Source organism: Thauera carbonicopians, from assembly GCF_025699485.1.
In the GTDB taxonomy this organism is placed as follows: Bacteria; Pseudomonadota; Gammaproteobacteria; order Burkholderiales; family Rhodocyclaceae; genus Thauera.
The window spans coordinates 1-19,168 of the sequence record NZ_JANUXN010000024.1 but is presented as its reverse complement, the minus strand read 5'-3'; the positions used below and the strand labels follow the sequence as shown (position 1 = coordinate 19,168).

General features: G+C 68.8%; 16 protein-coding genes. 6 read left to right on the top strand and 10 right to left on the bottom strand.

The window, feature by feature from the left end:
• Window positions 1-16 precede the first annotated feature (16 nt).
• The 6 genes from NX068_RS19370 to NX068_RS19345 all read right to left on the bottom strand — a co-directional run bounded on the left by NX068_RS19370 (window position 17) and on the right by NX068_RS19345 (window position 6,614).
• A complete protein-coding gene (locus NX068_RS19370; protein WP_263462855.1) occupies window positions 17-997 on the bottom strand; it encodes a dioxygenase family protein in 981 nt (326 codons plus the stop codon).
• Window positions 998-1,071: 74 nt separating this feature from the next.
• Window positions 1,072-1,518, bottom strand: a complete 447-nt coding sequence (locus NX068_RS19365; RefSeq protein ID WP_263462854.1) for a YaiI/YqxD family protein — start codon at window positions 1,516-1,518, stop codon at window positions 1,072-1,074.
• Between the two features lie 149 nt (window positions 1,519-1,667).
• Entirely contained in the window at window positions 1,668-2,846 is a 1,179-nt protein-coding gene (locus NX068_RS19360; protein ID WP_263462853.1) for a M20 aminoacylase family protein, read from the bottom strand.
• Between the two features lie 17 nt (window positions 2,847-2,863).
• The gene (locus NX068_RS19355) at window positions 2,864-4,381 is read right to left on the bottom strand and encodes an aldehyde dehydrogenase family protein (protein WP_263462852.1); all 1,518 of its coding nucleotides are present in this window, start codon (window positions 4,379-4,381) and stop codon (window positions 2,864-2,866) included.
• The gene (locus NX068_RS19350) at window positions 4,378-5,250 is read right to left on the bottom strand and encodes an NAD(P)-dependent oxidoreductase (protein WP_263462851.1); all 873 of its coding nucleotides are present in this window, start codon (window positions 5,248-5,250) and stop codon (window positions 4,378-4,380) included. The genes NX068_RS19355 and NX068_RS19350 overlap by 4 nt, the downstream gene beginning before the upstream one ends.
• A gap of 23 nt (window positions 5,251-5,273) precedes the next feature.
• On the bottom strand, window positions 5,274-6,614 hold the full coding sequence (locus tag NX068_RS19345; protein ID WP_263462850.1) for a DUF3100 domain-containing protein: 1,341 nt from the start codon (window positions 6,612-6,614) through the stop codon (window positions 5,274-5,276).
• Window positions 6,615-6,837: 223 nt separating this feature from the next.
• Here NX068_RS19345 and NX068_RS19340 point away from each other — a divergent pair, with 223 nt between their 5' ends.
• The 4 genes from NX068_RS19340 (at window position 6,838) to NX068_RS19325 (ending at window position 11,655) form a co-directional block, all read left to right on the top strand.
• Entirely contained in the window at window positions 6,838-7,752 is a 915-nt protein-coding gene (locus NX068_RS19340) for a LysR family transcriptional regulator (RefSeq protein ID WP_263462849.1), read from the top strand.
• A gap of 137 nt (window positions 7,753-7,889) precedes the next feature.
• On the top strand, window positions 7,890-9,059 hold the full coding sequence (locus tag NX068_RS19335) for an AI-2E family transporter (RefSeq protein ID WP_263462848.1): 1,170 nt from the start codon (window positions 7,890-7,892) through the stop codon (window positions 9,057-9,059).
• 63 nt (window positions 9,060-9,122) lie between these two features.
• Window positions 9,123-10,421: an acetyl-CoA hydrolase/transferase family protein gene (locus NX068_RS19330; RefSeq protein WP_263462847.1), complete on the top strand. Its 1,299-nt coding sequence runs from the start codon at window positions 9,123-9,125 to the stop codon at window positions 10,419-10,421.
• A 127-nt stretch (window positions 10,422-10,548) separates the two neighbouring features.
• Window positions 10,549-11,655: an HPP family protein gene (locus tag NX068_RS19325; RefSeq protein ID WP_263462846.1), complete on the top strand. Its 1,107-nt coding sequence runs from the start codon at window positions 10,549-10,551 to the stop codon at window positions 11,653-11,655.
• Between the two features lie 24 nt (window positions 11,656-11,679).
• On the opposite strand, the gene NX068_RS19320 is transcribed toward NX068_RS19325, so the two are convergent.
• The 4 genes from NX068_RS19320 to pdsR form a co-directional block, all read right to left on the bottom strand.
• Window positions 11,680-12,114 carry a CBS domain-containing protein gene (locus NX068_RS19320; protein WP_263462845.1) on the bottom strand — a complete coding sequence of 145 codons (435 nt, stop codon included), beginning with the start codon at window positions 12,112-12,114 and terminating at the stop codon, window positions 11,680-11,682.
• Between the two features lie 241 nt (window positions 12,115-12,355).
• On the bottom strand, window positions 12,356-13,210 hold the full coding sequence (gene asd, locus NX068_RS19315; RefSeq protein ID WP_263462844.1) for an archaetidylserine decarboxylase: 855 nt from the start codon (window positions 13,208-13,210) through the stop codon (window positions 12,356-12,358).
• A 362-nt stretch (window positions 13,211-13,572) separates the two neighbouring features.
• On the bottom strand, window positions 13,573-15,174 hold the full coding sequence (locus NX068_RS19310; RefSeq protein ID WP_263462843.1) for an ATP-binding protein: 1,602 nt from the start codon (window positions 15,172-15,174) through the stop codon (window positions 13,573-13,575).
• The gene (gene pdsR, locus NX068_RS19305) at window positions 15,171-15,863 is read right to left on the bottom strand and encodes a proteobacterial dedicated sortase system response regulator (RefSeq protein WP_263462842.1); all 693 of its coding nucleotides are present in this window, start codon (window positions 15,861-15,863) and stop codon (window positions 15,171-15,173) included. The genes NX068_RS19310 and pdsR overlap by 4 nt, the downstream gene beginning before the upstream one ends.
• Before the next feature lie 203 nt (window positions 15,864-16,066).
• Between pdsR and NX068_RS19300 the strand changes: the two genes are divergently transcribed.
• Together NX068_RS19300 and NX068_RS19295 are read left to right on the top strand one after the other, a co-directional pair.
• Entirely contained in the window at window positions 16,067-18,139 is a 2,073-nt protein-coding gene (locus NX068_RS19300; RefSeq protein WP_263462841.1) for a marine proteobacterial sortase target protein, read from the top strand.
• A gap of 31 nt (window positions 18,140-18,170) precedes the next feature.
• Window positions 18,171-18,860 carry a class GN sortase gene (locus tag NX068_RS19295; RefSeq protein ID WP_263462840.1) on the top strand — a complete coding sequence of 230 codons (690 nt, stop codon included), beginning with the start codon at window positions 18,171-18,173 and terminating at the stop codon, window positions 18,858-18,860.
• Window positions 18,861-19,168 lie beyond the last annotated feature (308 nt).

Genomic DNA, 19,168 nt, shown 5'->3' with positions numbered 1-19,168 from the left:
ATCACACCGCGCTGTTCTACTCCCCCCTGGCCGGGGAGCGGCCATCCGGCCGCGGCATGCGCCCCGGCGGCGGATCGCCCGGCTCGCCTCTCGGCCCCCGGCCTCCCCGGCGGGCGCCACTGGCTCGGCACAGCGGATCGTCCATGGACTGGCGGACCACCAGCGTCTTGTGGGCGAACATCACGCCATCGTCCAGGCGGCTGACCTCGAACAGATAGGGAGCCTTGTCCGCTTCCCCGCCGATCACGCCATCGGTATCCAGCGTGGTATCCGGCTGGCCGAAGGTTCGGTACAGCGCGTGCTCCTCGAATATCCGGCTGTTCAGTTCGTCGCTGAACAGCAACTGCGTGACGACGCTGCTGGGCGCGCGGTCGTCGGCCTGGTAATCACCGATCTGCACACGTACATGAACATGCACCGCGCGGCCGCGGTACCAGCCGGGATAGCAACTGTCGAAAGCGGCGACACCACGCGCATCGGTGCGCTGGTAGCCGCGGAAGAACTGCCTGTCGCGGTCGTCCGGGTCGTTGTTGCACATGCGCATGATGTCCCCGGAATAGCCCCCGGTGTAGTTGGTGTGCCAGATCTCGACGATCGCGTCCGGCACCGGACGGCAGGCCTCATCGACGACGCGCAGCGCCATGCGCAGCGGGATGCCGTCCCAGCCGTCGCTGATGTCGACGCGTTCCGGCGAGGCGCCATGACAGGGCCCGATGGTCGTCGAGCAGATCAGCCTGCACGCCGATTCGAGCGAATCCGTGAACGGGTCCGGAAAGCTCGTCGCCTGGCCGATCCGGCGCGTGCCGCCGCTGGCCCATGCGCCGAGTGCGGCGCCCGTGCCGCCGGACGAAGTGGCAGCGGCTGCCGCCATCGGCCGCTGCCCGAATAGCGTGGTCAGCAGCAACGAACCGGCCGCCAGGCGGAACAGGCTGCGCCGGCTGTTGCTTGGCGGATCGGCTTGCCGGGACGACTCCGGAACGGAATGTGCATTCTTCATGGCGGAACCTGCGCGTGGTTGGAACGGGCCAGCACTGCCACCGATACGCGGCATCCTGCGCCCGAAGGAGGGCTTCACCTGCGCTTTGCCAGCAGGCTGTCCAGTTGGTTCCCGAAGGCCTGCCGGTCGGCATTGGAAAAAGCGCGGGGGCCGCCCGTTTCCACGCCGCTGCTGCGCAGGCCCTCCATGAAGTCGCGCATGCTCAGGCGCTCCTGGATGTTGGCGGCGGTCAGGCGCTCGCCGCGCGGGTCGATCACCGTGGCGCCCTTGGCGATGACCTGGGCGGCGAGCGGGATGTCCGCGGTGACGACGATGTCGCCCGCGTCGACTTCGCTGGCGATGCGCTGGTCGGCGACGTCGAAGCCGCCCGGCACCTGCACCGCCCTGATCCACGGCGAAGGCGGTACCCGCAGCATCTGGTTGGCGACCAGGGTCAGCGGCGTTTCGGTGCGCCTGGCCGCGCGGTAGAGGATTTCCTTGACGACGGCCGGGCAGGCGTCCGCATCGACCCAGATTTTCATGGCGGCGTTTTCTCCTGGTGAGCGCCGACGATAGCACTCACTTCAGCGCCTGCCATCCCCGATCGAAGCGGGGCGCCGGCCGGCGCCCTCCGGCTTGCACCTGCCGGTGGACGCCAACGCACGGATTCACGCTTCCGCCACCCCGGCGCTCATTCGGCCGATGGCAGCTTGCCGTCACGCAGCAGCGCCGTGACCAGGCTCACCCAGTAGCGCACGCCCAGCGGCAACAGCGCATCGTTGAAGTCGTACTTGGGGTTGTGCAGCGATGCGCTGTCCTCGCCATTGCCCATCCAGATGTATGCGCCGGGGCATCGCTGCGACATGAAGGCGAAGTCCTCCGAACCCATGCTCGGCGGCAGGTTGCGATGCACCTTGTCTTCGCCCAGCAGTTCGGCCAGCACGCCGGCGCACGCTTCGGCGTGTGCCGGAGCGTTGATCGTGGCCGGGTAATTGACGATGTAATCCAGCTCCGCGGTCAGGCCGTGCAGGGTGGCGGTGGCGGCAATGACGTCGCGCAGGCGCTGCTCGATGCGGGCGCGCTGTTCCATGTCGAAGCAGCGCACGGTGCCGCGCAGCTTGACCTGCTCGGGCACGACGTTGAAGGTGTCGCCGGCGTTGAAGCTGGTCACGCTCAGCACCGCCGGCTTGTGCACCGGCTGCTCGCGGCTGATCAGCGCCGGCAGCTGGGTCACGAGATGGCAGGCCGCGAGCAGGGTGTCCTTGCCCAGATGCGGCATGGCGGCATGGCAGCCCTGCCCCGACAGCGTCAGGCTGAAGATGTCGAACGCCGCCATCATCGGACCGGCATTGACCGCCGCGGCCCCCACCGGCAGGCCGGGCCAGTTGTGCATGCTGTAGACGGCCTGCATCGGGAAACGCTCGAATAGCCCGTCCTTGATCATGACGCGCGCGCCGCCTTCGTTTTCCTCGGCAGGCTGGAAGATGAAATACACCGTACCGCTGAAATCCGGCTGCGCGGCCAGCGTCCGGGCGGCGCCCAGCAGCATCGTGGTATGGCCGTCGTGGCCGCAGGCGTGCATGCGGCCGGGATGTTCCGAGGCATGGGCGACGTCGTTCATCTCGGTCACGTGCAGCGCATCCATGTCGGCGCGCAGGCCGATCGCCGGCCCTTCGCCCCGCAGGCCGCGCAGCACGGCAACGATGCCGGTGCCGGCCAGGCCTTCATGCACCTCCAGCCCCCAGCTTCGCAGCAGTTCTGCCACCCGCGCGCTGGTACGGTGCTCTTCGAAGGCGGTTTCGGGGTGGCGGTGGAAATCATGCCGCCACGCTTCGAGATCGGCCTGCTCGGGCCATGCGATCGTCGTCATGAAAAGCTCCTCGATGATCAGAGATAACCAAACGGCGCCGCCGGCTCGGCGGCGGTCTCGACCCAGACGCTCTTGACCTGGGTGTATTCCTTCAGCGCGTCCAGGCCGCTGGAACGGCCGTAGCCGCTCTGGCGATAGCCGCCGAACGGCGACGCGACGTTGATGGTCTTGTAGCCGTTGACCCAGAAGGTGCCGGCCTGGACCTGCGCCGCCACGCGATGGGCACGGCCGACGTCGCGGGTCCATACCGCGCCGGCCAGGCCAAAGCGGCTGTCGTTGGCGATGTCGATGGCCTCCTGCTCGGTATCGAACGGAATCACCGCCACCACCGGGCCGAAGATCTCGTTCTGCGCGACCTCCATGCCGTTGGCCACGCCGGTCAACACCGTCGGCGGCACGAAGTAGCCGGCCGCGCCCGCCTCGGTGCTGCCCAGCGCCAGCTTCGCCCCTTCCTGCAGCGCCGCCGCGATGCAGTTGCGCACATGCGTGAACTGGCGCTCGTTGCCGACCGGGCCGACTTCGGTGTCCGCGTCCAGCGGATCGCCCACGCGCAGGCGGCGCGCGCCGTTGACCAGCTTTTCCACCAGCTTGTCATGCACGCTGCGCTGCACCAGCAGGCGCGAGCCCGACACGCAGCTCTGCCCGGCGCCGGAGAAGATCGCCGCCTGCGCACCCAGGCAGGCACGGTCCAGGTCCGCGTCCTCGAACACGATGTTGGCCGACTTGCCGCCCAGCTCCAGCACGCAGGGCACCAGGTGCCCGGCAGCAAGGGCGGCGATGCGGGCACCGGTCGGCACCGAGCCCACGAACACCACCTTGCCGACATGAGCGGTCTCCAGCGCCGCGGGCACCGTCGTCTGGCCGTAGCCGGCCAGCACATTGATCAAGCCCGCCGGCACGCCGGCCTGCACCGCGATCGACGCCAGCGCCAGCGAACTGAACGGCGTCAGCTCCGAGGGCTTGAGCACCACGCCGTTGCCGGTGGCGATGGCGGGCGCGATCTGCCAGCCCGCGGTGAACACCGGCGCATTCCAGGGCGTGATCTGCAGCACCACCCCGATCGGCTCGCGGCGCGTGTAGTTGAGATGGCCGCTGGGCACGGGAATCACGTCGCCATACAGCTTGTCGGCCCAGCCCGCGTAGTACTCGAACATCTCCGCCACGCGCAGGACCTCGCCGCGGCAATCGCGGATCGGCTTGCCGCTGGTCAGCGCCTCGAGCTGCGCAAGCGGCTCGGCCTGGGCACGGACCTGCTGGCCCACGGTGTACATCACCCGGCCGCGCTGGGCATGCGACAGCGCCGCCCATTCGCGCTGCCCCCGGCGCGCCGCTTCGACCGCCGCCCGCGCCACGTCCGCTCCGGCGTCGGCGTAGCGCAGGGTTTCCTCGGCCGTGGCGGCATTGCGCAGCACGACGTCCTCACCCTGCCCCGCCAGCAGGCTGCCGCCGACATGGGAGCCAATGGCCCGGGCATCCGGAAAGAAAACGCGAAAGGCCTGCCAGATACGTTCGTTCATCATGTCCTGTCCGCTCATCGCGTCTGCTCCTGGTAATCCACGATACGGTTGAAATCCTCACCGTCATCGACCGACACGGCCGAATCGGCCCACAGCCGCAGCGCCTCGCGCGCCAGCGGTGCGCTGGCGCCGCTCTGCTCGATCATGGCCGCCGCCAGACGCAGGTCCTTGCGCATCAGCTTCATGGTGAAGCCGGAATCGAACGCGCCGTTCAGGATCCAGGTCGGGCAATTGACCTCGGTGACGCCGCTGCGGCCCGAGCCGGCATTGACCCCCTTCAGGATCTGCTCGACGTCGAGCCCGGCGGCAAGCGCCACGCGAATGGCCTCGCCCGCGGCAATCAGATGGATGCCGCACAACAGGTTGTTGAACAGCTTGGCCGAATGGCCCGCGCCCACCGGCCCCACATGCACGCGCTTGCCGGTCAGCGCATCCAGCACCGGCGCCAATGCCTCCAGGTCGGCAGCCTCGCCGCCCAGCAGCATGGTCATGGAACCGCCATGCGCGGCCCTGGGGCCGCCGCTGACAGGACCGTCGACCAGGCGCAGCGGGCTGCCCTGCAGCGCCTGGGCGATGCGCACCGTGCTGGCGGGGTCCGCCGTCGAGGTGTCCAGCACGATCTGGCCCGCACGCGCATGCTGCAGCAAGCCACCCTCGCCCAGCACGACTTTTTCGACCACGTCGGAGGTCGGCAGCGACAGCACGATCACGTCCGCCTGCGCCGACAGCGCCGCGAGGTCGTCGACCAGCGTCACGCCCCCTTCCTGCAGTACCTGCCGCGACTGCGTGGCGGGATCGAAACCCACCACCTTCAAACCGGCGCGCACGGCCGACAAGGCCATGCCCGCGCCCATGTTGCCCAACCCGACCACACCCAGCTTCACCATGAAATCTGCTCCTTGTTGCTGCGTCAGAGGGAATGCACGAAGAACTGCGCGATGACGGCGGCGGCCAGGAAGACGCCCGCGTTCGCCATCAGCGATACCACCACGATGCGCCAGCCGAGGCGGCGGAAGGCGGGGATGTCCTTGGCCATCGACAGGCCGGCGAAGGTCAGCATCGGCGTGATCATGGCGAGGAAGTTCACCTTGCCGGTCAGCGCGGCCACTTCGGCGGCATACGGCGTCTGCGGGAAGGTCATCGCCATGGCGATGAAGGAGATCCAGCACACCGCCGGCAGCTTGCGCTTCGTCGCGACGTAGATCAGGTCGCCGGCCAGCACCGCGACGATGATCAGCGCCACGCCCGGCAGCGATTCCAGCAGCGGCACGCCGAAGCCGATCAGGTTGCCGAGCATCACCATCAGGCCGACCAGCAGCCACGACACCACGCGCATGCCGAAACCCAGCACGGGCGCATGCACCGTTTCGGCCTTGGCCTCGGGCGCGCTGCCGTCCTCGACCGCGACGCCCTTGCGGTTGCGCCCCAGGATGGGCTCCATGAAGCGGTAGGCATGCACCGCCAGCGGCAGCGAAATGAACAGCGTCAGATAAGTGCCGACGGTGGTCGCGATCAGATTGGCGGCAGCCGCGAAGGCAGCCACGTCCTTGGCCATTTCGGGCGTCTGCTGGGCGGCGATGGCACCTACGGCAGCCGCAGTCATGCTGCCCGAGCCGACGCCTGCGCCCATGGCGAGCGCCAGCGGGTGGAAGATGTTCAGGCTGGTGACGAAGCCGGCCAGCAGCGAGATGAAGATGGCACCGACCAGGGTGCCGGTGATGTACTCGGCCAGCACCCCACGCCCTTCGGGGGAGTCCATGCCGAAGCGCTCGCCGATGATCGCCAGGCCGGGTTCGCGGCCGATGGAGAAAGTCGCACCGACGGCCTCGCGCTTGATCCCCAGCAGCAGCGCGACCGGCATGCCCAGCAGGATGCACCCGACCAGATTGCCGACCTCCTGCAGGGCCAGGCCCCAGCCCGCCTCGGCCAGTTTCGGCAAGGAGGCGCCCACCAGCAGGCCGAGCTTGGCGATGAACAGGAACAGGGCCGACGACAGAATCGCCGCCGCCAGATGCTGGCCGTGCAGGCTGAGCCTGAGCGGCCCCGGCATGCGCTTGCTGAACACCCCCAGCCCCAGGCCGATCAGCAGCGCCCAGATCATGGGCAGCAACACCACCTTGCCGACCCCCAAGTCGATGGGCAAGGGCCCGAACCATTCGGACAGCGCCGCAATTGCCAGCGCCAGCACGAAGATCTGCGCCACGCTGCCAAGCTCCAGCGACGCGCTTGCTCGATGGGCAACAACACTCATATGGCTTCCCCTCATTCGCCGCCCGGCCTGCGCAGGCAGACTGGTTGGCATGAAAACGTTGAACGGCACGCTTTTATGGCTCCGGACCGCATCCAGGCGCATAAGGCCATTCAATATATCAATGCATTTAATATATAAATATATATTTTTTGTTCTAAAAATTAGAACATAACCCGGCCCCACCTTACTCTCCGATCGCAGGATCCTCCCATGCACGCCTTCCATGCACGCCTTCCATGACTCCCGCGTCCGCTACCTGTACGAGACGCTCTCGTGCGGCTCGGTCCGCGCCGCTGCCGACAAGCTGGGCATCGCCCCCTCGGCCGTGAGCCGCCAGATCAGCCTGCTGGAAGAAGAACTGCAGGCGACGCTGCTGGAGCGCCAGCGCAAGGGCGTCGTGCCGACCGACGCCGGCCAGTTGCTGATCGACTACTACCAGCAGCACATGGCTCACCGCCACGACATGCTGGCCAAGATCGAATCGCTGCGCGGCCTGAACAGCGGCTCGGTCTCGGTGGCCAGCGGCGAAGGCTTCGCCCAGGCGATGATCGCCGGGCCGATCCGGCAATTCCGCCAGCATTACCCCGGCGTATCGATCTCGCTGGACATTGCCGGCACCACCGAAATCATGCGCCGGCTGCGCGAGGACGAGGCGGAAATCGGGCTGGTCTATTACGCCCCCGCCGACGTGCATATCGTATCGCGCTGGTCGGCGCACGAACCCCTGTTCGCCATCGTCGGCCCCGAGCACCCGCTGCGGCATGCGCAGCGGACCTCGCTGCGGGAACTCACCGCCTGGCCGATCGCACTGCTGAACGGCATCTACGGCATCCGCCAGTTGCTGGAACACGCCGAGCGCACGGACAAGATTCGCCTGGAAGCGGCATTGACGACCAACCTCATCCATGTGCTGATCAGCTTCGTGGCCAGCAACCAGGGCGTCACGCTGCTGCCCCGGCTGGCGGTATCGACCGAACTGGCCGCGGGGCGCGTCCATACGGTGCCGGTCGACAACGCGGCGCTGCAGCATGCGACCGTGCAGTTGATCACGCGGGCAGGCCGACACCTGTCGCCCGCCGCGAACCGGTTCATGCAGTTCTGCATCCACGGAATGCAGGCGCTTCAAACTGCCCGCTGAGTGCCCGGGCCGGCGCGCCACCCGGCGCCGGCATTCCCTCCACTTCCCGGCCGAGGCGCCCGGCCCGGCGCAGCCCCCGGTCCCGCCGGCCATTCACTCGGTTATAGTCCTCTCCTCGGTCACCCCCGCTGCCGTCCATGCCGCCTGTCCTGCAAGCCCCCCTCATCGTCCGCACGCTGCTCCTGCTGATCCTCGCCGCCGGGGCGTATTTCCTCAGCGGCTTCCTCGTGCCCGTGCTCGCCGCGCTGATCATCGGCTTCGCCAGTTGGCCGCTCTACCGCCGCGGCGTCGCGCTGTGCAAGGGCAACACCACGCTGGCGGCGAGCGTGGCGATCGTCATCGTCATCTGTGCGCTGATCGTGCCGCTGACCATCGCGCTGCACTATGCGCTGCAGGAGGCGGGCAACTTCATCGTCTGGCTGCTGGAGGCGAACCGCACCGGCGCGCCGGTGCCGGAATGGATACGGGCGCTGCCGCTGGTCGGCGAGCGGCTCGCCGAATACTGGCAGGATCACCTCGGCAGCCCCAGCGCCCTCGGCGAATGGGTGCAGATCCTCAGCGGCGAGCACCTCGGCAACATCTACCGCATGGTGCTGAGCGCCACCGGCGACCTGTTCCGCCTGGCGCTGACCACGCTGTTCATGCTGATCACGCTGTTTTTCATCTACAAGGACGGCAAGCGCCTCGCCGCGCAGCTCGACGTCGTCGGCGAACGCATCCTGCCGGCGCGCTGGCAGCGCTTCTCGCGCGTGGTGCCGGCCACCGTCAGCGCCACCGTCACCGGCATGGGGCTGATCGCGCTCGGCGAAGGCGTGGTGCTGGGCGTGGCCTACTGGATCGCCGGCGTGCCCTCGCCGGTGCTGCTGGGCGTCGCCACCGGCTTCATGGCGCTGATTCCGGGCGGCGCCCCGCTGTCGTTCACGCTGGTATCGCTGTACCTGGTCGGCTCGGGCAACCTCGTCGCCGGGCTCGGGCTGTTCGCCTGGGGTTCGATCGAACTCTTCATCGTCGATAAGACCCTGCGCCCGCGCCTGGTCGGCGGACCGGTGAAGCTGCCCTTCCTGCCGACCTTCTTCGGCCTCGTCGGCGGCGTGCAGACCATGGGCCTGGTCGGCCTGTTCGTCGGCCCGGTGCTGATGGCGCTGCTGGTGGCGATCTGGCGCGAATGGCTGCACAGCATCGAGGAGCCGGCCCCGTTCCCGACGAACACTCCCGAGCTGCACGGCACGGCGGCCGGCGCACCGGCGACCGGCATCCCGGTGGCCGACCGTCCGACCGCCGCCGGGCCGCCATTCCATACGCCCTAGTATGGAATGGCCTATAATCCCTCCTTTATGCACATAGAACAACAGGGACAGGAGGGGGAGCGAATGTCGGCAGTCCAGACTCTTTACGAACAGAAGCTCATGATGGCGACGGATGCGGCCGGCCTGGTCCGCGACGGCGACACCATCGTCGTGCCGACCGGTGTCGGCGAGCCGCCTGCGCTGCTGCACGCGCTGTCCGAGCGGCGCCACGAACTGCGCGGCGTCGCCGTCAGCCAGATCCTGCCGCTGCGCAAGTTCGCCTACCTGAACCCCGAGACGCAGGCCAACATCCGGCACGACGCCTATTTCTTCGGCGGTGCCACCCGCGAGGGCGGCCAGGCCGGCTGGGTGGACTACGTCCCGGCCTATTTCTCCGAACTGCCGATGCTGCTCGACCGCGGCCTGATGCCGGCCGACGTCGTCGTGTCGATGGCCTCGCCGATGGACGAGCACGGCTACTTCAGCCTGTCGCTGGCGCCCGACTACACGATGGCGGCGATCCGCCGCGCCCGCGTCGTGCTGCTGGAAGTCAATCCGAACGTGCCCTTCGCCAACGGCAACTGCCACATCCACGTCTCGCAGGTCAGCGGCGTGGTCGAAAGCGACGAACCGCTGTTCGAAGTCGGCCTGCCGCAGATCGGCCCGGTGCAGGAAGCAATCGGCAAATACGTCGCCGACCTCATCGACGACGGCTCGACGCTGCAGATCGGTTACGGCGGCATCCCCGACGCGGTGGTCATGCAGCTCCGGCACAAGCGCGACCTCGGCATCCACACCGAGATGATCGGCGACGGCATCCTGTCGCTGCTCGAGTCCGGCGCCGTCACCAACCGCCGCAAGACCTTCATGCCCGGCAAGCTGGTCGCCACCTTCGCGCTCGGCTCCAATCGCCTGTACCGCACGCTGCACCGCAATCCGGCGATCGAGATGCATCCGGTCGACTTCACCAACGACCCGTATCTGGCCGCGCGCAACGACAAGCTGTGCGCGATCAACGCCACCTTGCAGATCGACCTGATCGGCCAGTGCGGCTCCGAATCGCTCGGTCACACGCCTTATTCCGGTACCGGCGGCCAGGTGGATTTCGTCCGCGCCGCCAACCGCTCGAAGGATGGCAAGGCTTTCATCGTACTGCCATCGACGGCGAAGGACGGTACCGTGTCGCGCATCGCACCGGTGCTGCCGCCCGGCACCCACGTCACCACCAGCAAGAACGACATCAACTACGTCGTCACCGAATACGGCGTCGCCGAGCTCCGCGGCAAGACGGCCAAGCAGCGCGCCGCGGCGCTGATCGGCATCGCCCATCCGGATTTCCGCGGCGAACTGCGCGAGGCGGCGCGGCGGATGAATCTCGCCTGATCCTGCGCCGGAAGGGAGAGGGAAGAGTGCGCACCGGCTTGGTGCGCACGGCGGGCCTGCGCTAAGATCGCTGCCCCTTCCCACTCCCGGCAGCGTGCCGGGCCGACGCCCCTGTCCGGAACGCTGCGTGCATTACCTGTCCTCCTGGCTGAAGGCCTTCTGGCCTGCCCCCCTCCCCGCAAGCCTGCGCGAGCGCATGCTGGGCGGCATCGGTGCGTTCATCGGCCTGCTCGTCACCGAAATCGTCAGCCGCTACATGTTGGGCATCAGCGTGCCCTGGTTCGTCGCCCCGATGGGCGCATCCTCGGTGCTGCTGTTCGCAGTGCCGGCGAGCCCGCTTGCCCAGCCCTGGTCCATCGTCGGCGGCAACTTCGTCTCGGCACTGGTCGGCATCGGCTGCGCCCACTGGATCCCGGACCCCGCGCTCGCGGCAACGCTGGCCGTCGGCCTAGCGATCATCGCCATGTTCCAGCTGCGCTGCCTGCATCCGCCCGGCGGCGCAATGGCGCTGACGAGCGTGCTCGGCGGCCCCGAGGTCGAACGCCTGGGCGTGCTGTTCGCGTTCACGCCGGTGGCGCTCAATTCGCTGCTGCTGCTGCTGACGGCGCTGCTGTTCAATGCCGCGATGCGCCGGCGCTACCCGCATCGCCCGGTCGAAGTCCCGGCTGCCGCCCAGCACCACACCACCGACCCGAAACCCAGCGACCGCCTGGGCGTTCGCCCCGAAGACCTGCAGGCAGTGCTGCAGGAACGGGGCGAAATGATCGACATCAGCAGCACCGACCTCGAGGAAATCCTGCTCGCCGCCGAGCAGCGCGCCTGGCGGCGGCGTTTCGGCGACCTGCGCTGCGCCGACGTGATGTCGCGCGACGTGGTCGCGATCACGGCCGACGCGACGCTGGAGTCGGCCTGGGCGCAACTGGCCCACCACCGCGTCAAGGCCTTGCCGGTCGTCGTGGATGAGGACCGGCTGATCGGCATCATCACGCTGCACGACTTCCTGCTCGCGCAGGAAATGCCTTGGGAAACCGTGGGCGAAGTGATGAGCACCGACGTGTTTACCGCCAGCCCGGATCAGAACATCGTGGACCTGGTACCGGCCTTCTCCGATCGCGGCCGGCACCACGTGCCCATCGTCGATGCGGACAATCGCGTGGTCGGCATGCTGACGCAATCGGACCTCGTCGCCGCGCTGTTCCAGGCCGGCCTGGACCAGGCCCTGGCCAGCCGCTAGCGGGCCAGGGCCAGCGGTTGCGGCTCAGAGGATGACGGTGATCTCTTCGCGCCGCACCAGCTCGGTGCCGAAATCGAGCGCGTCGAGTTCCAGCGCATCGCGCGCGGTGACGAGGCCCAGCGGGCATTTGACGGCGTCGATCACCGGCACGTGGCGCACGCCATTCTCGTACATCAGGTGAAGCGCATGGCCGAAAGGCTTGTCCTCGGTCAGCGTCAGCGGATTGTGGGTCATGACTTCGCCGACCGGTGTGGCATCGGCGTCGAGGCCGGCGGCCAGCACGCGGAAAGTGGCGTCACGTTCGGTGAAGATGCCGGTGAGCACGCCATGCTCGACCACCAGCGCGGCGCTGCTGTGCTGCTCCTGCATCATGCGCGTCACGCTGCGCACGGGCGTGTCGGCGCACACGCACAGGAAGGGACGATCGGAAAGTACCTGATGGATGGGACGGCTTGGCATGATCTGTCTCCTTGATGCATTTTATGGAAAGGCATGATTGCCTAGCGTCAATCGTGCCAGCTTGGACGCGCGCTGCAAACGAAATTTTTCGGCTATCGTTTCTACGTCCAAGCCCTTGTTGTAGCGCAATTTTCTTACGGTTTGACGACAATGCCATCATGCTGCAATGCAGCACAACAGCATTTCAGGCGCCCTCCCATGGTGCGTGCTCGCCATCCACCGCCCCTGGATGGGGCATGGCTCAGGCAGCCGGCGGGCGCTGCCCCATCGCTTCGCCCAGGCGCACCGGGCGCGCCGCCGCCCAGGCGGAGTCGAAGCGCATCGTGCCTTTCGGGAACAGCATCACCACCGTCGAGCCGAGCAGGAAACGGCCCATCTCGTCGCCCTTGCGCAGTTCGACTTCGCCCGGCGCATAAGCGTGCTTCTCGATGTCGGGCCGGCGCGGCGGATTGACCACGCCGTGCCAGACGGTCGCCATGCTGCCGACGATGGTGGCGCCGACCAGCACCATCACGAAGGGGCCGGCCTCGCCTTCGAACACGCACACCACGCGCTCGTTGCGCGCGAACAGGCCGGGCACGCCGCGCGCGGTGGCCGGGTTGACCGAGAACAGGTCGCCCGGCACGTAGATCATCTGCAGCAGCCGGCCGTCGCAAGGCATGTGGATGCGGTGGTAGTCGCGCGGGCTGAGGTAGATCGTGGCGAACTCGCCGTCCTCGAAATGCGCCGCTAGGCTGCGGTCGCCGCCGACCAGGGTGGTGGTGGTGTAGAAATGGCCCTTGGCCTGGAAGATCTGGTCGCGCTCGATCGGGCCGAACTGGCTGATCGCACCATCGACCGGGCACAGGTAGTCGGCTTCGGCGAACGGCCTCGCGCCTTCGCGCAGCGGACGGGTGAAGAACTCGTTGAAGCTCGCGTAGCTCGCCGGGTCCGGGTTCGCCGCTTCGTCCATGTTCACGCCGTAGCGCTCGATGAACCAGCGGATCACCGCCGTCGTCGCCTTGCCACCCTTCAGGCCGGCGAGCCTGCCGGCAAGCTGGGTCAGGGCCCGCTTGGGCAGGACGTACTGGAGGGCAACGGAGAAGCGTTCGGACACAGCAGGATTCCAAGGGTCAGGTCATCGAACCGCGATTATACCGCCATGGTGTTTACCCTCTTTGCCGCAACGAAAAACAGAGAGGAGCGCGCTCCGCTCGCCCATTACCGGAAACATGAGCGGCTTCGCTCATAGAAGCACCCGACGCCCCGTAGGCACAGCCTTAGCCGCAGTACGGTTCAGATAAGCGTGGCGGCTTGTTTCCGTAGGCGCGGCTTTAGCCGCGAATGCCTGAAATACGCCACATCTTTCGCGGCTGAAGCCGCTCCTACAATGACCGGGAGCGCACTCACTGAACCGTATTGGCCTTAGCCGCGATGCGGCTCATGGGAAAATACAGCCCTCCGCGAACGCGGAAGGACTCAGGCCAGCCGCAGCAGCGCCCCCACGCATACCCCGCTGCCGTCCGGCAGATTGCTGGCCGACAGGCTGCCGCCGTGGAAGGCCGCGATCATGCGCGCCACGTACAGCCCCAGCCCCAGGTGCGGCTCGCCACCGCCTTCGGCCTTGCGCACCGACACCATGGCCTCGAACATCCGCCCCGCCAGCGCCGCCGGCAGCAGCGGCCCCTGGTTGATCACCGCCAGCGTGGCGGTGGTGGTCTGGAACTGCAGCACGATGCGGATTGGAGTATCCGGCAGGGCGAAGTCGGCGGCGTTGTCCACCAGCTTGTCGAGCATCTGCGCGGCCAGGTCGGGGGCGCCGCGCACCCACACCGGATACGGCGGCAGATCGTCCTCGAAGGCGCGCGTGGGGTGCGCCACGCGATAGCCGCGCACGCATTCGCCGACCACCGCACGCAGATCGAAGCGCTCGCTCTCGGTGCTGGCCAGGGCCTGCTCCATGCGCGTGGCCTCGCTCATGCGCGAGAGCATGCGCGACAGCCGGTTCAGCCCTTCCTCGGCGCGCGTCATGTAGGTGCGCGCGGATGCCGGCAATTCTTCGGCGTGCAGGTTCTCCAACGAGGAACGCACCACGGCGATGGGCGTGCGCAGCTCATGCGACAGCCGGCTCGCCATGTTTTCCAGATAGGTGTGATGGCCGGCCAGGCGTCCGAGCAGCGCCGAGAAGCTGCGCGACAGATCGCCCACCTCGTCGCCCGCGTTCGAGGCCGTCAGCGGCGCGGCGATGCGCCCCTGGCCGTCGATGGCGCTTTCCGCCTCGTCGCGCAGGCGGCGGATGCGCGAGGACAGCCGGGTGGCGAACCACAGCACCGGCAGCGCCACCAGGCACAGCCCGGCCAGGGTGATCAGCAGCAGGCTTTCCAGCGCGCGCTGGCGCAGCGAGACGATGGAGCGCGAATCCTCTTCGACCACCACCGCGCCGATCACCCGGTTGCGCTCCCAGATCGGGTGCGCGGCACTCACCAGCAGCGCGCCGCCGTCGTAGGTGGCGCGCGTCTGTGCGCCGGCGATGCCCATCAGCGCATCATGCACCTCGCGCGCGCGCAGCGGGCTCCAGTCCGCGCCGATGGTCTCGCCGGGCGGCGGCAGGATGCGCGCGGCCAGCCTGCGCCACGCCGGCAGCCCTGCGCCCCCGTCTTCCGCCGCCGGCAGGCTGCCGGTGACCGCCAGCACGCGCAGGTCGCGGCTCACCAGGCTGATGCGCGCGGTGCTGCGCTGCACGCCGCGCAGGATGGCGACCACCTCGTCCATGCGGCGCGGCTCCTCGGCCAGCGTGGCGACCGGCGCGCGCAGGGCCTCGACGACCTCCTCGCCGGGCAGCAGGGATTGATCCACGGTGACGCGCGAGGAGCGCGTCCATTGCGGCACGCCGAGCAGTTGCGGGCGTTCGTGCAGGGCGGTGGCCACCGCGCGGGCAGTCGCCAGCACGGCCTGCTGCTGGCTGTCCACCAGGAAGGCCTCCAGCTCGACCAGATAGCGGTAGCCCACCCAGGGCAAGGCCAGCAGCGGCAGCGCGAGCAGCGCCAGCTTGAGCCGCAGGCTCACGCGCGGCGTGTTCATCCGGCGCTCTTCCAGCGGTAGCCCATGCCGTAGACGCTTTCGATGGCGTCGAACCGCGCATCCACCACGGCGAACTTGCGGCGGATGCGCTTGACGTGGGAGGTGATGGTGCCGTCATCGACCAGGCGCGCGTCGCGCGTCAACTGCTCGCGGCTCTTCACGTGGCCGGGCAGCTGCGCCAGCGTATACACCATCCAGAACTCGGTGAGCGTCAGGTCCACTGCCCGGCCCTGCCAGCTTGCCGCCAGGCGCAGCGTGTCCAGGCGCAGCGCGCCGCGCTCCAGCACGTCCTCGCGCGCGCCCGGTTCGGCCAGCGCCTCGACGCGGCGGAACAGCGCGGCGATGCGCGCCAGCAGGTGCGGCATGGAAACGTCCTTGGTCAGATAGTCGTCCGCGCCCAGGCGCAGGCCGGAAACCACGTCGAAATCGCTGTCGCGCGCGGTCAGGAAGATAATCGGCAGACGCCTGGACAGCGCGCGCAATTCCACGCACAGCGTGAAGCCGCCTTCCGGCTCGTCGCCCAGGCCGATGTCGATCACCGCCAGATCGGGCAGGCGCGCGCGGCACGCGGCCAGCGCGCCGGGGCGGTCGGCGTGCGCACTGACCTCGTAGCCCTGGCGGGCCAGGGCCTCGGCATAGTTGTCGCGGATGGCGGCTTCGTCCTCGACGATGGCGATGCGGCGTCCCATGGGCATTCCTGCGCTTGAATCCGGCGCCGACTATAGCACCGCCGCCGCGTCCGCCCACGACCTGCCGCCCGCGATCCGCAAGAGCCATTTTCTTGCCACATTTCGCCCGCGTGGCGCCCTTTTCTCCCCATGCCGTCGACCTTTTCCCCCGTTGAAATGCACCCACTGACAAACCGTTGGCCGCATCCAGGGAGAAAAACACCATGAACACCCACCTGCCCGGTTCCGCCCGCCGCTGGCACGATCTGCTGGAAATCGCCGCGCTGGCGGCGCGCATCTTCCTCGGCGGCCTGCTGGTCGCCTTCGCGCTCGCCGTGCTGACCCTGCTGTTCGCCGCGCCGTCCTACGCCGGCGAAGGCACGCTGATCATCCGCCTGCCGGACGGCAACGGCGTGGCGCTGCCGGCGCTGGACACCGAGGTCGCCATCCGTGTGAACGGCCCGCTGGCGCGCACCCGCGTGGTGCAGACCTTCCACAATGCCAGCGATGGCTGGCAGGAAGGCGAATACCTCTTCCCGCTGCCCGAGAACGCCGCGGTCGATCGCCTGCGCATGGTGATCGGCGAACACGTCGTCGAGGGTGAAATCCGCGAGCGCGCCGCTGCGCGCGCCGAATTCGAGCAGGCCCGCGCCAGCGGCCGGCGCACGGCGCTGGTCGAACAGCAGCGCCCCAACCTGTTCACCACCCGCGTCGCCAACATCGCCCCAGGGGCGCGCATCTCGGTAGAAATCGAATACCAGCAGACGCTGGAATGGCGCATGAATGAGGACGGCGGCCACTACGGCCTGCGCTTCCCGATGGTCGCCGCGCCGCGATACCTCCCGCTGCCCACCACCGCCGAGGAAATCGCCGACGCCCAGCGCATCACCGCCCCGGTGCGCCACCCGGCGGCAGGCCCGGCGATCAACCCGGTGCGCATGCGCGTGGAACTGGATGCCGGCATGCCGCTGTCCGCGCTGCGCAGCCCTTCCCATGCGCTGCGCGTGGATGCCGCGCACGCCAACCGCCGCATCGTCGAATTCGCCGACGGCGCGGCCCCGGCCGAGCGTGATTTCGTCCTCGAATGGACGCTGGCCGCCGGCCAGGCGCCGCGCGTCGCGCTGTTCGCCGAGCGCGGGCAGGATGTGGACCACGCCCTGCTGATGCTGATGCCCCCGCGCCTGCCCAGCGACGGCCGCCCGCTGGCGCGCGAGGTGGTGTTCGTCATCGATACCTCGGGCTCGATGGCCGGTGCCTCCATCGTGCAGGCCCAGTCAGCCCTCGCGCTCGCCCTGCGCCGCCTGCGCCCGGAAGACCGCTTCAACGTCATCGAATTCAACTCGGCCACCCGCGCGCTGTTCGATGCCGCCCGCCCGGCCAGCGCGGACAACGTGGAGCACGCCGCGCGCTGGGTGCGCAAGCTGGAGGCCACCGGCGGCACCGAGATGGCCCCCGCGCTGGCCGCCGCGCTGGGCGGCGCGGCCGACCCGGAACGCGTGCGCCAGGTGATCTTCCTGACCGACGGCGCGGTGGGCAACGAGGAAACCCTGTTCCGCCTGATCGAACAGCGCCTGGGCGACGCCCGCCTGTTTCCGGTGGGCATCGGCTCCGCGCCCAACGGCCACTTCATGCGCAAGGCAGCGGCCGCCGGGCGCGGCAGCTTCACCTACATCGGCCGCCTGGACGAAGTGCAGGAACGCATGAGCGCGCTGTTCGAACGCCTCGAAGCGCCCATGCTGAAGGACATCGAACTGGCCTGGCCGGACGGCGCCCAGGCCGACTACTGGCCGCGCAAGGTGCCCGACCTGTACGCCGGCGAACCGCTGGTGGTGGCCGTCGCCCTGCGCCAGGCCAGCGGCACGCTGAAGGTCGGCGGACGCGGCCCGCAGGCCGCCTGGAGCACCGAGGTCGATCTCGGCCGGGCCGCCCCCGGCAGCGGGCTGGGCGCCCTGTGGGCGCGCCACAAGATCGACGCCCTGCTCGACCTGCTGCGCAGCGGCACGCCGGAAGACGAGGTGCGCCCGCAGATCGTCGAACTCGCCCTCGCCCACCGCCTCGTCAGCCGCTACACCAGCCTGGTGGCGGTGGACAAGACCCCGGTGCGCCCGGCCGACGCGCCGCTGCAAGGCGGTCAGTTGCCCCTCAACCTGCCTGCCGGCTGGCAGTACGAAAAGGTCTTCGGCCAACTGCCCACCGGCGCCACCGACGCGCGCATGCACCTGCTGGGCGGCACGCTGACCCTCGCCCTGGGCGCCCTGCTGTTCGCCCTCACCCGCCGCCGCAACGCCTTCGCCTGAATCCCGCGCCCTGAACCCACGGAGAACCGCCATGAAAGCCACGACAAACTGCCACCACTGCAACGGCTGCGATTTCCTCGGCGTGGAATGCGCCTGGCCCGCCCCCGACTGCCTTGGCGACACGCGCAGGTGCGACGCCGAACGGCGCCGCACGCACCTGCTGCGCGCCGCGCTGGTGCTCGCGCTGGCCGCCGCGCTGTGGCAATTTGGCCAGGCCGGCTACATCCACGCCAAGGCCTGGCTGGCCCAGCACCTGATCACCCAGGCCTGGGCCCAGACCCGCGCCGGCGGCGCGCCCGCGCGCCCCTGGCCATGGGCGGACACCTGGCCGGTGGCGCGCCTGAGTGCCCCCGCGCAAGGCGTGGAGGTGTACGTGCTGGCCGGCGCCGACGGCGCCACGCTGGCCTTCGGCCCGGGCCACCTGTACGGCACCGCGCAGCCGGGCGAACCGGGCAACAGCGTGCTGGGCGCGCACCGCGACACCCATTTCGCCTTCCTGCAATGGCTGGAGGACGGCAGCGAACTGGAACTGGAAACCGCCCATGGCGAGGTGCTGCGCTACTTCGTCACCCACCGCGAGGTGCTCGACCACCGCGACACCCGCCCGCTCGCCCAGCCGGACAGCGGCCGCCAGCTCACCCTGGTGACCTGCTGGCCGTTCGACGCGCTGCGCGCGGGCGGTCCGCTGCGCTATGTGGTCACCGCGCAGGCGCGGATCTGAGGCCGGCCAGCGCCTGAGGCGCGCCGGGTCTTCGGGTCGCCGGGGCGTTGAGGCGTCGGGGCGGAAGGCGAGCAATACGATTCGGTCCTTCATGCGGCTTCCGTCACGCCGGACGACCGCCGGCCGAAGCCCCGAGCATTCCAGCACGCGCCGGGCCGCCTCAAGCGTATAGTGCCGCACGCTTGCTGGAGCGCATCGTGAGCGCCCCTGTAGGCGCTTCAGCCGCGATGGGACTGAGTAACCGTCTTAGAAGTCAAGCATCGTGAAGCGATTTGTCCCAATGTTTGCCTGTGCGGACCATGGCGTTG